Raw genomic sequence first — 14714 nt, forward strand, 5'->3', positions numbered from 1 at the left:
ATGAGCGAGAAAAATCCCCTGCCGTTTGCCAAAACCCAATCACGCGCCATGTTGCTGTGGGTCGTGGCGGTGCTGATCGGCCTGCCCGTGCTATTGCCCTCGGCGACCCTGGCCAGCGAGATTCTGATCTTTGCCATGGCGGCCCTGGCCTGCAACCTGTTGCTGGGCTACACCGGGCTGCTGTCATTCGGCCAAGGCATCTTCTTTGGTGCCGGTGCCTACTGCGCGGCGCTGCTGATGATCCACCTGCAACTGGGCCTGTTCACCGCGCTGCTGGGCGCCGCCATCGCCGGTGGTTTCCTGGCCTTGCTGGTGGGTGCCCTGGCGATCCGGCGCACCGGCATCTACTTCGTGATGCTCACATTGGCCTTCAGCCAGATGGCGTACTTTGTCGCCTACACCTTGAGCGACTGGACCGGCGGCGATAACGGCCTGCTCAGCGTGCCACGCCCGGAAATCCGCATCGGCGACGCCGTGCTGTTGTCCCTGGCCGACGCCCGCGCGTTCTATGGTTTTGTCGCGGTGCTGTTCCTGCTGATCTTCATCGGCGCACGCCGGGTGATCGCCTCGCCGTTCGGCAGCACGTTGATGGCGATCCGCGAAAACGAAACCCGCGCCTCGGCCATCGGCTACGACACGCGGCACTTCAAGATCCTGGTGTTCGTGCTGTCCGGCGCAGTCACCGGAATTGCCGGGGCGCTGTACGCCATGCTGCTGCACTTTGTGCCGCTGTCGAATATCGACCTGGCGATGTCCGAAAACATCCTGATCATGACCATCATCGGCGGCACCGGCTCGCTGTTCGGTTCGTTGCTGGGCGCCGGGTCCATCGTGCTGCTGGGGGATTTTCTTTCCGACCTGTGGCCCCGTTGGCTGATGCTGCTGGGGGTGATCCTGATCCTGGTGGTGATCTTCATGCGCGGCGGTTTGTGGGGCGGCCTGGCCGCGTTGTTCGAGCGCGTGCGCGGCCGTCGCAAGGCCGTCGTCGTCGCCAAGGAGGAAGGGCTATGAGCATCTTGTTGGAAACCCAGGACCTGGAACTGGCCTATGGCGCGTTCCGTGCGGTGAACGGCGTGAACCTCAAGGTCGAAGCCGGCACCATCCACACCATCATCGGCCCCAACGGTGCGGGCAAGACCAGCCTGTTCCACTGCCTGACCGGTGAACGCCAGGCCACGGCCGGGGCGATTCATTTCAACGGCAAGAACCTGATGCGCAAGCCCGCCCACGCGCGCGTCGGCCTGGGCATGGCGCGCTCGTTCCAGCTCACCAGCCTGTTCCAGAACCTCAGCGTGCGCGAAAACCTGCGCCTCGCCGCCCAGGGCCGCGACGGTGCACGTGCGTTGAATTTCTGGCGCCGCGTGGACAGCAAGCGCGAACACCTGGAGATGGCCGACCAGGTGCTCGAACGCCTGCAACTCAGCGCCCGCGCCGAGACCCTGGCCGGCGAGTTGTCCCACGGCCAGCAACGGGTGCTGGAGGTGGGCATGTCGATCTGCTCCAAGCCCAAACTGTTGATGCTCGACGAGCCCACCTCGGGCATGGGCATCGATGACATCCCGATCATGACCCAGTTGATCAGCGACCTCGGCCGCGACCACACGGTGCTGTTGATCGAACACAACATGAGCATCGTCATGTCCATCAGCCAACGTATCACCGTGATGAGCCACGGGCAGATCCTGGTGGAAGGCACGCCGGAGTTCGTGCGTGCCGATGAACGCGTGCGCAGTGCTTACCTTGGGGAGGCTGCCTGATGTTGATCGTCGAGAATATCCATTCCTACTATGACAAGAGTCACGTGCTCGAAGGCGTGTCGCTGAGGGTCAACCCCGGCGAACTGGTGACCCTGCTCGGGCGCAACGGTGCCGGCAAGACCACCACCCTGCGCAGCATCCTCGGCATCATCTGCCCACGCCAGGGCCAGATCCACTTCAACGGCCAGGCGCTGGTGGGGCAGAAAATCTTTGAAATCGCGCGCCAGGGCCTGGCGCTGGTGCCGGAGAATCGCGGGATCTTCCGCCTGCTGACCGTCGAGGAAAACCTGCGCATTGCCGTCCGCAAGAGCAGCCGCTGGCAGCTTGAAGACGTGTACGGCATGTTCCCGCGCCTCAAGGAGCGGCGCAGGAACGCCGGCCATGCGCTCTCCGGCGGCGAGCAACAGATGCTCGCGATCGCCCGCGCCCTGCTCAACGATCCGAAGCTGCTGATCCTCGACGAACCCACCGAAGGCCTGGCCCCGGTGATCGTCGACGAACTGGTGAAGATCCTGCGCAAGGTCAAGGACGACGGCCTGCCGGTGCTGCTGGTGGAACAGAACCTGATGGTCTGCGACAAGCTCGCCGACCGCCATTACGTCCTCGAACAGGGCCGCGTGGTCTACGAAGGCAGTGCCGCCGCCTTCCGCGCCGACCCGACGATCAAGAACCGCTACCTGGCGCTGAGCGCCTGACGGGAGAATGCAGATGAACAGTTTTGCGCAACCGCTCCAGGGCAACGCCCCGCTGATCAACCGCGACCGCCTGTGGCAATCGCTGATGGACCTGGCGCAACTGGGCGCCACGGTCAAGGGCGGCGTGTGCCGCCTGGCCCTCACCGACCTGGACCGCCAGGCCCGTGACTTGTTTGTGCAGTGGTGCGAGGCCGCCGGGTGCAGCGTCAGTGTCGACGCCATCGGCAATATCTTCGCCCGCCGCCCTGGGCGTAATCCGGCACTGCCGCCGGTGATGACCGGCAGCCATATCGACACCCAACCCACCGGCGGCAAGTTCGATGGTTGCTACGGGGTGATGGCCGGGCTGGAAGTGATCCGCACCCTCAACGATTTGAACATCGAGACCCAGGCGCCGCTCGAAGTGGTGGTATGGACCAATGAAGAAGGCTCGCGCTTCCCGCCGTGCATGATGGGCTCCGGGGTATTTGCCGGTAAGTTCGACTTGCAGGACACCCTCGCCAAACAGGACGAGCAAGGCCTGTCGGTGGGCGCCGAGTTGCAGCGCATCGGCTATGCCGGTGCCCGCGCGGTGTTGGGCCACCCGGTCGGCGCGTATTTCGAAGCGCATATCGAGCAAGGCCCGGTGCTGGAAGACCAGGCCACCACCATTGGCGTGGTCATGGGCTGCCTGGGCCAGAAGTGGTTCGACCTGACCCTCACCGGCGTCGAAGCCCACGCCGGGCCGACGCCGATGCACCTGCGCAAGGATGCCCTGGTGGGCGCCGCCGAGGTGGTCAGCGCGGTCAACCGTATCGCCCACCAGCAGCAACCTCACGCCTGCGGCACGGTCGGCTGCCTGAGCCTGCACCCGGGGTCGCGCAATGTGATTCCCGGCCAGGTGCACATGACCCTCGACCTGCGCCACCTGCATGCCGACAAGCTGCAGGCCATGGTCGATGAAGTACGTGGCGTGATCGAAGCCACAGCAGCCCGGCACGGGTTGACCTTCGAACTGACGCCCACCGCCGACTTCCCGCCGCTGGACTTCCACCCGGCCTGCGTCAACGCCGTGCGTGATGCGGCGAGTGCCTTAGGCCTGAGCCATATGGACATCGTCAGCGGCGCCGGGCATGACGCGATTTTCGTCGCCGAACTGGGCCCGGCCGGGATGATCTTTGTGCCGTGCGAAGGCGGCATCAGCCATAACGAAATCGAAAACGCCGCGCCGGATGACCTGGCGGCCGGGAGCGCCGTGTTGTTGCGCGCCATGGTCAACGCGGCACAGGGGAATAGCCATGAGTGACATAGGTGAACTGACGGCCGTACAACTGCTGGCGCATTTTCGCGACAAGACCCTGTCGCCGGTGGAGGTCACCGAGGATGCATTGCTGCGCATCGAACGCTACAACCCGATGGTCAACGCCTACTGCCATGTGGACCCCGAGGGCGCGCTGCGCGCCGCGCGGGCCTCGGAGCACCGCTGGTTGAAGGGTGAGCCCTGCGGTGCCCTGGATGGCGTGCCCGCCTCGATCAAGGATCTCACGCTGACGCTCGGCATGCCCACCCGCAAGGGCTCGCGCACCTCGTCGGCCGAGGGTCCGTGGGACGTCGACGCGCCCTTCCCAGCCTTTATGCGCAAGGCCGGCGCGGTGCTGCTGGGCAAGACCACCACCCCGGAATTCGGCTGGAAAGGCGTCACCGATAACCCGCTGTACGGCATCACGCGCAACCCGTGGGACACACGCACCACCGCAGGCGGCTCGTCTGGCGGCGCGGGCGCGGCAGCTGCATTGAACCTGGGCGTGCTGCACCAGGGCAGCGATGCCGGCGGCTCGATCCGCATCCCCTGCGCGTTTACCGGCACCTTCGGGATCAAGCCGACGTTCGGCTATGTGCCGCAGTGGCCGGCCAGTTCGATGACCATCCTGTCGCACCTGGGGCCGATGACCCGCACCGTGGAAGACAGCGTGCTGATGCTGCAGGCCGTGGCACAGCCGGATGCGCGGGATGGCCTGATCGGCGCGCCGAGGACCACGCCATGGCTCACGCCGCACACGGATTTGAACGGCCTGCGCGTGGCCTACAGCCCCACGTTTGGCTACGTGGATGTCGACCCGCAGGTGGCCAGGGTGGTCGCCCAGGCGGTCGAGGGCCTGGTGCAGCTGGGTGCCCATGTCGAGCAGATCGACCCTGGCTTCAGCGACCCGCTGGAGGTGTTCAGCACCTTGTGGGCGGCGGGCGCGGCACGCCTGACCGGGTCCATGAGCGACGCACAGAAACAACTGCTGGACCCTGGGCTGCTGCGCATTGCCCAGCGTGGCGAGCAGTTGAGCCTGGATGACTTCAACGCAGCCCTCGAAGCCCGCGCCGCGCTGGTGGCCCGGATGGCGGCGTTCCACGAGCATTACGACGTGCTGGTCTCGCCGATGATGCCGATCACCGCGTTCGAGGCCGGACACAACGTACCGCCCGGTTCCGGGATGCAGGAATGGACCGAGTGGACACCGTTCACCTACCCCTTCAACCTCACCCAGCAACCGGCGGCGTCGGTGCCGTGCGGCTTGGCGGCGAATGGCTTGCCGGTGGGGTTGCATGTGGTGGCGGCGCGGTTTGCCGATGAGCAGGTGTTGAGGGTATGCCAGGTGTATGCGCGAGCATTTCCAACCCGACACTTGCATGCCCCGGTCTGATAAATAGCCACTGTGCCTGCGGAATGCGTTGACGCCTGACTCAGTGCTATTCTCGCGCCCTCAATGTTTTCAGGAGTTTTACGCAATGCCAAGAATACTCACATGGACAGGTCTTTTCTTGGCGCTTGCCTGCTTGCAAGGCTGCGCGCATACCGACCCACTGCTGGGTCAGCCTTACTTCACAACGCCAGCCCAGACAGCCAGCGACAAGGCCACCGTTTACTTCGTGCGCGAGTATCGCCTCATGAGCCCGCAATTCATCACCGAAGTCCACGTCGATGGCCAGTGCCTTGGGGGGCTGCCTACCGGCGGCTACTTCAAGGTGGACTTGCCAGCCGGCGTGCACCGCGTCAGCTCCAACAAAACCTCAATCCTCACGGACGAAGCCACGCGCCAGTTTGACTTGTCCGTCAAGGCTGGCCAGAGCTACTTCGTGGTGGATCAGGATTTGTGGGCAGAACCCAAGGACGGTTTGACCCTGGGCGACATGAACAACAATATCTATCGAGGCTCCATGCACTATTTCCGGTGGGCGCTACTGCCTGCCGATACTGCCGTGAAGTTCATGCCCAAGTACCGCTTGGCCAAATCCAAATAAATCTATCCCTTTTGAACACCCTGGGCATCCCAGAAGGCGTCTTCGGAGGCAAGCCCCCTCGCACATTTTCTGAGCGCACTCCAATCCCCTGCCTCTACAATGTCCCCCATTCATCCCCGGGGGCTTCATGGACATCGAACTGGCACGCACTTTCCTGGAAATCACCCGCTGCGGCAGCCTGGCCGCCGCAGCCGAGAAACTGCACGTCACCCAGACCGCCATCACCGCACGCGTTAAAAACCTGGAAAGCCAGCTGGGCAGTACGCTGTTCGTGCGCAACCGCGCCGGTGCACGCCTGACCGCCGACGGCGAGGCGTTTGTGGTGTACGCCAACCAGTTGCTGCAAACCTGGGAAGCCGCGCGGCGTGACCTGCCGCTGCCCGATGGCTATCGCAATGTGCTGCATATCGGCGGTGAAGTCAGCCTGTGCAACCCGCTGATGCTCGGTTGGGCCCGGGCCCTGCGCGAACAGATCCCCGGGCATGCCCTGCGCACCGAAGTGCGTGAAGGTGAATACCTGCTGCGGCAGCTGGAGCTCGGCGTACTCGATGCCGCGCTGGTGTTCCAGCCGCAGTACTGGCCGGGGTTGCAGGTGGAGCAGGTGCTGGAAGAAAAACTGATCCTGGTGCAATTGACGAGCAAACCGGCCCCGTACGTCTACATCGATTGGGGCCCTGGTTTCCGCCAGCAGCACGACGCGGCCCTGCCCGACAGGGCTCGCGCGGCGGTAAGTTTCAACCTCGGGCCGCTGGCATTGCAGTACATCCTCGAGAACGGCGGCGCCGGCTATTTCCGCACGCGGGTGGTACAGAGCTACCTGGACAGCGGCGTGATGCAGCGCGTGCCCAAGGCCCCGGAGTTCAGCTTCCCGACGTTCCTGGTGTACTCGCGGGCACGGGATTCGGCGGTGTTGCAACAGGCCCTGGGGCTGCTGCGTGAAGTGGTCAAGGCCGAGAGTGACTGGTCGCAGCGCTGGGACCCGTTGATCTGAATCCCTTCCCCGGCGCAGCGCGCAAAACTCGCAGATTCCCGTGTACCAACTAAGCTCAGTCTCCAACAAAAAAACCTGAGCAGCCCGCCATGGTCCATCCCACCGAGACGTTTCGCAGCCGCTACCGCGCCGAGGTCAGCCCCCATTACAACCCCTGGCTGCACGCCGGCTTTGTGCTCGGCTATGGCGTGTGCTGCATCGGCCTGGCCGGGGCCTCCACCCACCGAGTTACGCCGTTCGAGTGGCTGACTGTGCCGCTGACCCTGGTGCTCTTCAACCTCTGTATCTACCTGGTGCATCGCCACCTCGGCCATCACAAGCACGCCTTGGCCCGCCTGTTCTATGCGCGCCACACCGGTGATCACCACAGCTTCTTTACCCCCGGCCACATGACCTACGACAGCCCGCGAGACTGGCGCGTCATTCTCTTCCCGGCGTGGCTGATCATGCTGCACAGCCTGGTCATCACCCTCCCCGCCTGGTGGTTGCTCCAGCACCTGAACGCCAATGTCGCCGGGCTGTTCGCCGGGAGCATGATCCTCGGTTACCTGCTCTACGAAGTGTTCCACGCCTGCGAGCACTTGCCCGCCGACCACCCGCTGGCGCGCCTGCCGTGGATTCGCCAGATGCACCGACTGCACGCCCTGCATCACCGCCGAGAGCTGATGCAGGGGCGCAATTTCAATATCGTCCTCCCGCTGATGGATTACCTGTTCGGCACCCTGTACTGGGAACCGAACCCCAACGACAACCAGGAATCGTCATGAGTACCCGTCGAAAGAAAATGCGTCATCTGCTGTTTGTGCTGCTGCTGGCGGTGATCGCTTTCCTGCTGTTGATGCCGACCAAAGTGCAACCGGTGAACTGGGCTCCGCCCAAGGCGCCATCGATGAAGGAAGGTGCCTATGCCGACAACCAGCGCCTCAAGGCTGTGCAGAAAATCGGCGCCCAGGGCATCGCCGGCCCCGAGGCCTTGCTGCTCGATGCCCAGGGGCTTCTGATCAGCGGGCTGCATGACGGCCGCATCATCCGCACGTCGCCCGACAGCCCCACCCTGGAAGTACTGGCCAACACCGGTGGGCGGCCGCTGGGCATGGCACTGCACCCGGACGGGCGCTTGATCATTGCCGACGGGGTCAAGGGCTTGCTCGCGCTGGATCCCCAGCGCCAACTGACCGTCCTGAGCGCCAGCGCCAATGGCGTCCCCTTTGGCTTTACCAATGACGTGACCATCGATGCCGGCGGGCGCTATGCCTACTTCAGCGATGCTTCGAGCCGCTGGGGTTATGGCCAGGATGGCGAGGCGGTGATCGAGCATGGCGGCGATGGTCGCCTGCTGCGCTATGACTTTCGCAACGGCACCACCGAGGTGTTGCTGGACCAACTGCAATTCGCCAACGGCGTGGCCCTCGGCCCCGATGAAAATTACCTGCTGGTCAATGAAACCGGGGCGTATCGCATCAGCCGCTACTGGCTCAAGGGCGAACGTGCGGGCAACCACGACTTGTTTATCGACAACCTGCCCGGCCTGCCGGACAACCTCAGTTTCAACGGCCAGGACCGTTTCTGGGTAGCACTGTACTCACCGCGCAACCCGCTGCTGGACAGTTTTGCCGGCTACCCATTGCTGCGCAAGGTGATGGTGCGCGCGCTGATGGTGGTGCCCAAGCCCATTGAGCGCAAAGCCTTCGTGCTGGGGCTGGACACCGACGGCAAGGTCATCGCCAACTTGCAGGATGGCAGCGCCAGCAATTACTCGCCCATCACCACGGCCCGGGAATATGGCGACTGGCTGTACCTGGGCTCATTGAAGAATACGAGCATGGCGCGCTTGCCGTTGAAGCTGGCGTTGGCGCAATAACGCAAACAGGGCATACAGGCGCCTGGCCTGTATGCCCTGGGTACTACGGGTCACTCATGTTCAGCTCTTGGTGCTGCTCAGCAAGGTCTGTTTGCACAGGTGGCCGAAGCTGACGAACTCGGTGTTGTCACCACCGACGCCGATACCCGGGTATTCCAGTACTTCCATGCGCCACACGCCGTAGTTGAAGTCGGTACGCCAGGTGTTGTTGTAGCCCTGGGCATAGTCGACAAAGGTGGTCTGGAAATCACCGAAGCAGGTGCCCACGTTGATCGTGCCCGCCGCTTGGCCCGCACTGTCGGTCGCCGCCGAATACGCCTTGTAGACGATATCGCCGTTGGCCGGGTCGATCCGCTGGTCGAGATAGACGATCGGGTGCAGGCCCACCAGCGGTGCACCGGTGCTGTCCGACAGGCCCATGGTCCAGGTCAGGTCGCGATAGGCTTGGGTGGTCATGTAGCCGTAGCCCACGTCGGAAGCCGAATACGGAATGCGCAACACGTTCGCCTCGCCCTTCACATCCGGGCTGTTGACCCGCGGGTTGGAACCAAACGACAAGTTGTACTTGCCGGTCGCGCTCCACGGCTCGTTCGGGTGCTGGTTCGGCCGCACACGTACCTTGACCACGCCACCGACACCCGGGCTCGGGATCGAGGTCGACACGACGTTGGCCCCCACGGTGACCCACTGGGCGCCATCGAAACGCTCGAGGATCCACTTGTTGCGCGTGCTGCCACTGGTCGCATCGGCCGTCAGCGCAATACCCACACTCTGGCCACGGACGGCGGTGAAATCGAAGTAATCGACATCATCCAGGCTGTCGGCATTGCCGTTGATGTAGTTGAGGGTGTCCGGCAGTTGGAAGGCCGTGTCCGGGGTGTCATTGGGTTCGAACGCATCAAGGTTGGTATCGACCGCGACGCCGAACTGAAAGCTCGAGCCCTGGACCGCCGCGTTGGCCTCCATGAACCAGTAGTAATCGCCGGCCGGCACCACGCCGCCAAGGCTTTCATCGCCCGTGCCGGGGTTATTGGAGGTGCCCAGGGGCAGCGGATTGCCCTGGCCGTCGTCCTGGAACAGCGACAACGACATGTCGGTGCCTGCGGTCTGGTTGACCAGCAGAACATTGATCCGCGCCTTCTGCGGCAGGTTGAAGTGGTAGCACAGCAGGTCGCCGGTTTGCACGCCATCGATCGTATAGAGCGAGTTGATGTCCAGCGTCTGCTCACAGCCCTGGACCAGCGCAGCCTGCACGGCGGGCGCCGACTGGGCCGTGGCTTTTTGTACCTTGGCCACCCTGGCCGGCGCAGTGTTGTCTTCCACCACCGAGTCAGCCTTCGCCTTGGGGGCAAACAGGGTTTTCTTCTGCTGGGCACCCGCCAGCAATTGCTGTTTGAGGGCAGCCGTCGCCTTGTTGGCCTTGACCTTCGCAGCGCTTTTCAAGCCTTGCTTGACCGCAGGAGGCGCCGCTTGCGCAGCCAGGTGAGGGTATTGTTCAGCGAGGGCAAAGGCCGAGACAAAGCAGGTGGCCGCCATGGCCGCACCGAGCATAAAGGCTTTTTTCGATTTCATTTTTTATCCATCCATAGTTAAAAACTGAAGGTCAGGTGACATCCGGTCACCTGGGATGGAATCTAGCCAACAACTGTATGCATGTCCAGTATTTTTGTAGGAAATTTCTTCATCTAATACCCGGTCATCTCCAGGTACCCCACCCCACCCTCAAACCGCACCGGCCCTTCCCAGTACGGAATACTCAGGTTCATCCAGGCCTTGGGGTTGACGGCCTGGGTGGTGATATCCAGCTGCTTGCCGGGAATTTTCAGCGACCAGCGTGTGGGAATCTGGCGGCCGTCAATCGCCGTGGTGTCCAGCGGTGCCAGTTGGATGTCGGCGTTGTGCAGGGTCTGGGTGTGGCCTTCGCGGTCGATCCAGGTGCCGGTCAGGTAGGACGCGCCGTCGGTTTGCCGCACCCGAAACAGCATCAGTTGCTCGCCTCGGTCCAGGTGCAGGGAGAACCAGTCCCAGCCGGTCTGGCTGGCGGTCAGCGGTTGGCTGCTCCATTCGCGGTCGAGCCACGCCGGGCCGCTGACCTGATACGTCTTACCGTCGATGCTGACACTGCCCTCGGCGGTAAAAAACGGCTGGCTGTAGTAGTACGACGCCTGGCCCTGATCGGATTTGCGGCTGTAGCCGTTGTCGCCTTGCAACACCAATGGCCGGCTGGAGGTGAGGCGCAGGTCGTAGGCAAATTGCGCCCCGCTGGCCTTGAGTTGCATGTCCGCCAAGGCGCTCGCGGCGCCGGGCTGGCTGGCGAAATTCCAGTCGTCGATCCAGGCGTTGAACGGCGCGGCCTGCGCCCCGGCCTGGCCGACGCCACCGCGGGCGAAGCGTTCGGCGGCGTAGTGGTGGGTGGCGGAGGTGACGGCGGCGTGGCCGAGCCATACGGTCGAGTCGTGCCAGCCCGCCTGCGTCGGCCCGGCCTTGAGGGCGTTGCGAAACAGCGTCCATTGCACGCCGAACACATTGCCCTGGGCGTCCTTGAGGTTGGCGGTGACGTACCACCACTCGATCCGAAAGCCGTCGTGGGGGCCGTGGTCCTCGGGAAAGCTGAAGACCTTGCCGGGCAGCACCTGGGCAAAGTCGGCCGCGTCACTGCCCAGGCCGGCGAAGCTTTCCGGCGGCGCAGGTTGTTGGTCGCACGCGCCTAACAGCAACAGAAGAAGCCCTGTAGGAGCGAGCTTGCTCGCGAAAAACGTCAACGATAACGCGGGCATTCCGGCTGCACGCGGCGCTCTCGGGTTTTTCGCGAGCAAGCTCGCTCCTACAGAGAGGACAGCCAGGAACAGGGGCTTAATCTTCATGGGCAAACGTCCTCAACAAATCCGCCGGACGGCTGCGGTACAGCTGCCACAGCGGCCAGGCCGACGCCAGCAACGTGGCCAACATCGCCAGCCCCAGCAATTGTGCGAGCTGCCACGGGAACACTTGCAACGGCAGGCGCCAGCCAAAGGCCTGCACGTTGATCACCGCGTCCAGGCACCACGCCAGCAACAGGCCCAGCGGCAACGCCAGCAGCAACGTGAGCACCGCCAGCAGCCAGGTTTGCCCCAGGTTCAGCAGCATCAATTGCCTGCGCGTCACCCCCAATGCCCACAGCGGGGCGAGTTGGCCGAGGCGGCTCTGGCTCTGGGTCAGCAGGCTGATGAACAGTGCCACGCCGGCCACGCCCAGGGTCAGGCTGTTGAGCGCGGCGGTGGCGGCGAAGGTGCGCTCGAACACTTGGCTCGACCAGCCCTTGAGTTGCTGTTGATCGACGATACGGCTGTCTTCCAGGGCAAAGGCGCGCTGCACTTCAGCCACCAGCGGCGCCACGTCCTGCGGCAACACCCGCAGGTTGAAACGCGCCGGTGCCAGTGTCGGCCAGCGGGCCAGCAGGTGCCGAGAATTGACCAGCACGTGGCCCTTGGGGTTGCCGTAATCGGCGTACACCCCCACCACGGTCGGCGACCACACACCCTGGGGCGTGGGAATGCTCACCGTATCACCCAGCGTCACCCCGAGCCGCCGCGCCAGCTGTTCGCTGAGCATCAGGGTCTCGCCTTGCTGCAACTGGTCCCACGGCGCGCTCGCCGCTTCCAACAACGGCCAGTGCTGGCGATAGGTCGGGTCGTCGACCACGCCAAACAGATCCGCCGGCCAGCCCTGCAATTGCACCGCGACCTGCCAGGTGGGCAACACGGTATGCACCAACGGTTGCTGCGCCAGCCAGGCGCTGAGTTGCTCTGCCTGGGCCGGGGTTTGCGGGTTGAGGTACAGCTCGGCGGTGAGGCGTTGCTCCAGCCAGTTGTTGAACGTGTGGCGAAAGCCTGAGGTCATGGAGCCCGCGCCGATATTCGCGGCCAGGGCCAACAGCAGCGCCATCAACGCCAGGCTCAGGGCCGGCAGTTGTTGACGGCAGTCAGCCAGGAACCACTGGTCGAGTACCGAACGGCTGCGCCCCAGCAGCGCCTCCAACAGGCCATTGAGCAGCACCGGCAAGCCCAGGGCGGCGCCGAGCAGCAAGGCCGCCATCAACACAAAGCCCGCCGCCAGGCTGTCGCCCAGCCATAACGCCAACAACGCGATCAGCAAGGCCGTAGCCGCGACCCAGCCCTGGCGCCGCAACCAGCGCCCATGGGCCTCGTGCCAGGCCTGGGCGTTGGCCAGCGCCAGCAACGGCAAACGCGCCGCGCGCCATAGGCTGCTGGCGCCGGCAAGCAAGGCGCCGAGCAGGCTCAAGCCCAACCCTGCCGCCCACCACCAGGGACTCAAGCTCAATTGGCCCGGCACCTCGGCGCCATACAAGCCACGCAGGCTGGCGGCCACATCCGGCAGCAACAGGCTGGCCAGCAGGTAACCGCTGGCGACGCCGAGCACGCCCCCCAACAGCGACAACGCCCCCAGCTCCCCCCCCAGGCCGAGGATCAACATCCGCGCACTCACCCCACAGGCGCGCAAGGTGCGCAACAACCCGCGCCGCTGCTCCAGGGCCAGGCCAATGGCCGCGTGCACGATAAACAGCCCCACCACAAACGACAGGAAACCCAGCGCATCAAGGTTCAGGTGAAAGCTCTCGGTCAACCGTGCAAGGTTATTCTCCTCGCCCTCCTTGAGCTGCAGCCCGGCGGGCGGTGTGGGATGGCGAGCGGCGAAGGCCTTGTCCACCAGCAGGCGCGAGAGCTGGCCGGGCATCTCCAGCAGCGCCTGGGCAAACCCGATATCGGTGAGCAACAGGCCGGGCGCCATATCCGCCTGGACCTGCAACGGCGGCAGGCGCTGCCCAGTCAGCGTGAGCGGTTGCTGGCCCTCGCGCAGTCCCAGGGCCTGCAAGGTGTGCGGCGCAATCCAGGTAAGACCCGGCGGTTCAAAGAAGGCCAGCATCTGCGCCTGGCTCAGGCGCTGCCCCGCCACCGCGCCGCTGCCGGGCAACGACAATGGTTCGATGCCCATCAACTGCAGGCGTACGTCCTCATGCCCCTTGAGTTGCAGCCGCCCCTGCACCACCGGCGACACCGGCCACCCGGCACGACGCAGTTGGGCAAACAGCGTTTGCGCGAAACTGGTGGCGTCCGGCGCACTCAGGCTGGCCTGGGGTTCGCCGCCGATCAATTGGCTGGCGCGCGCGTAACTGTCGCGGGCCTGGCTGTTGAGGGCCTGCACCCCGGTCAGCAGCGCGGTGGCCAGCCACAGGCCGGTAAGTACGCTGAAAAACTGCACCGGATGCCGTCGCCAATGGCTGAGCAAGGCACGCAAGGTCCAGTAAAACACCCTCACGTCGGCATGACCTGTCCATGATGCAGCACCACTTGCCGGTCCAGTCGGGCGGCGATGCGTGGGCTGTGGGTCACCATCAACAGGCTGGTGGGACTGTCGCGCAGCAGGTCCAGCAGCAGTTGCAGGACCTCGTCGCTGGTGGCTTCGTCGAGGTTGCCGGTGGGCTCGTCGGCCAACAGCAAACCTGGGCGCGAGGCCAACGCCCGCCCGACCGCCACCCGTTGCTGCTGGCCGCCCGAGAGTTGTTCCGGATAGCGCTTGAGCAAGTCCCCCAGGCCCAGGCGTTCGACCAATTGCGCCTGCCACTGCGGATCAAAACGCCCCGCCAGGCGGGCCTGGAACGCCAGGTTGTCGTCGACGCGCAAGCTGCCGATCAGGTTGAACTGCTGGAACACCAGGCCAATCTCGGTACGCCGCCAGTGGGCCAGTTGCGCCTCGCTCATCCGGTCGAGGCGCTGCTCACCCACCTCTATGCTGCCGCCGTCCACCCGATCAAGCCCGGCAACCAGATGCAGCAGGGTGCTCTTGCCGCTGCCGGACTCACCCATCAACGCCAGGCTGCTGCGCGCCCCCAGGTGCAGGTCGACCCCCGCCAACACCGCCAACGGGCCTTGGGGGGTGGCGTAGCTTTTGAAGACACCTTGCACCTGCAACATGGCAACACTCGTTTGATGGCTGGCAATCGAGAATAACGGCTGAGGATCAAGGCCACGCAAATTTTTCACATGGTTTTCACCGGCCGCCCACCCACCGCACTTTAAATTGCCGGCCAAGCGTCACTCGTCGACAACTTATTAGTTGCCACGCCTGGCAACTTTTAACCG

Annotated in this window: 13 protein-coding genes; 9 read left to right on the forward strand and 4 right to left on the reverse strand. The window is 64.3% G+C overall.

Going from position 1 to position 14714, the window contains the following annotated elements; translation table 11 throughout:
- The 9 genes from BLW22_RS18755 to BLW22_RS18795 all read left to right on the forward strand — a co-directional run bounded on the left by BLW22_RS18755 (position 1) and on the right by BLW22_RS18795 (position 8574).
- A complete protein-coding gene (locus BLW22_RS18755; RefSeq protein WP_065923781.1) occupies positions 1 to 1011 on the forward strand; it encodes a branched-chain amino acid ABC transporter permease in 1011 nt (336 codons plus the stop codon).
- On the forward strand, positions 1008 to 1757 hold the full coding sequence (locus tag BLW22_RS18760) for an ABC transporter ATP-binding protein (RefSeq protein WP_074847245.1): 750 nt from the start codon (positions 1008 to 1010) through the stop codon (positions 1755 to 1757). Before BLW22_RS18755 ends, BLW22_RS18760 begins: the two co-directional genes overlap by 4 nt.
- Positions 1757 to 2452 carry an ABC transporter ATP-binding protein gene (locus BLW22_RS18765; protein ID WP_065923779.1) on the forward strand — a complete coding sequence of 232 codons (696 nt, stop codon included), beginning with the start codon at positions 1757 to 1759 and terminating at the stop codon, positions 2450 to 2452. The genes BLW22_RS18760 and BLW22_RS18765 overlap by 1 nt, the downstream gene beginning before the upstream one ends.
- A 13-nt stretch (positions 2453 to 2465) precedes the next feature.
- Positions 2466 to 3737 carry a Zn-dependent hydrolase gene (locus BLW22_RS18770; RefSeq protein WP_074847246.1) on the forward strand — a complete coding sequence of 424 codons (1272 nt, stop codon included), beginning with the start codon at positions 2466 to 2468 and terminating at the stop codon, positions 3735 to 3737.
- Positions 3730 to 5124, forward strand: a complete 1395-nt coding sequence (locus BLW22_RS18775; protein WP_074847247.1) for an amidase — start codon at positions 3730 to 3732, stop codon at positions 5122 to 5124. The genes BLW22_RS18770 and BLW22_RS18775 overlap by 8 nt, the downstream gene beginning before the upstream one ends.
- A 118-nt stretch (positions 5125 to 5242) precedes the next feature.
- A complete protein-coding gene (locus tag BLW22_RS18780; protein WP_159440254.1) occupies positions 5243 to 5722 on the forward strand; it encodes a DUF2846 domain-containing protein in 480 nt (159 codons plus the stop codon).
- Positions 5723 to 5849: 127 nt separating this feature from the next.
- Positions 5850 to 6713 (forward strand): LysR family transcriptional regulator, encoded by an 864-nt coding sequence (locus BLW22_RS18785; protein ID WP_027606159.1) that lies wholly within the window; start codon positions 5850 to 5852, stop codon positions 6711 to 6713.
- A gap of 89 nt (positions 6714 to 6802) precedes the next feature.
- Positions 6803 to 7480 (forward strand): sterol desaturase family protein, encoded by a 678-nt coding sequence (locus tag BLW22_RS18790; protein ID WP_074847249.1) that lies wholly within the window; start codon positions 6803 to 6805, stop codon positions 7478 to 7480.
- Positions 7477 to 8574: an SMP-30/gluconolactonase/LRE family protein gene (locus BLW22_RS18795; RefSeq protein ID WP_074847250.1), complete on the forward strand. Its 1098-nt coding sequence runs from the start codon at positions 7477 to 7479 to the stop codon at positions 8572 to 8574. The genes BLW22_RS18790 and BLW22_RS18795 overlap by 4 nt, the downstream gene beginning before the upstream one ends.
- A 60-nt stretch (positions 8575 to 8634) precedes the next feature.
- Here BLW22_RS18795 and BLW22_RS18800 read toward each other — a convergent pair whose 3' ends face one another.
- The 4 genes from BLW22_RS18800 to BLW22_RS18815 all read right to left on the reverse strand — a co-directional run bounded on the left by BLW22_RS18800 (position 8635) and on the right by BLW22_RS18815 (position 14546).
- On the reverse strand, positions 8635 to 10146 hold the full coding sequence (locus tag BLW22_RS18800; protein WP_065948441.1) for a cell envelope integrity TolA family protein: 1512 nt from the start codon (positions 10144 to 10146) through the stop codon (positions 8635 to 8637).
- 113 nt (positions 10147 to 10259) lie between these two features.
- Positions 10260 to 11351 carry a lipocalin-like domain-containing protein gene (locus BLW22_RS18805; RefSeq protein ID WP_074847251.1) on the reverse strand — a complete coding sequence of 364 codons (1092 nt, stop codon included), beginning with the start codon at positions 11349 to 11351 and terminating at the stop codon, positions 10260 to 10262.
- A 76-nt stretch (positions 11352 to 11427) separates the two neighbouring features.
- Positions 11428 to 13890 (reverse strand): ABC transporter permease, encoded by a 2463-nt coding sequence (locus tag BLW22_RS18810; protein WP_074847252.1) that lies wholly within the window; start codon positions 13888 to 13890, stop codon positions 11428 to 11430.
- The gene (locus tag BLW22_RS18815) at positions 13887 to 14546 is read right to left on the reverse strand and encodes an ABC transporter ATP-binding protein (RefSeq protein WP_065923765.1); all 660 of its coding nucleotides are present in this window, start codon (positions 14544 to 14546) and stop codon (positions 13887 to 13889) included. Before BLW22_RS18815 ends, BLW22_RS18810 begins: the two co-directional genes overlap by 4 nt.
- Positions 14547 to 14714: the final 168 nt, after the last annotated feature.

Source organism: Pseudomonas marginalis (assembly GCF_900105325.1).
Taxonomy (GTDB): Bacteria; Pseudomonadota; Gammaproteobacteria; order Pseudomonadales; family Pseudomonadaceae; genus Aquipseudomonas; species Aquipseudomonas marginalis.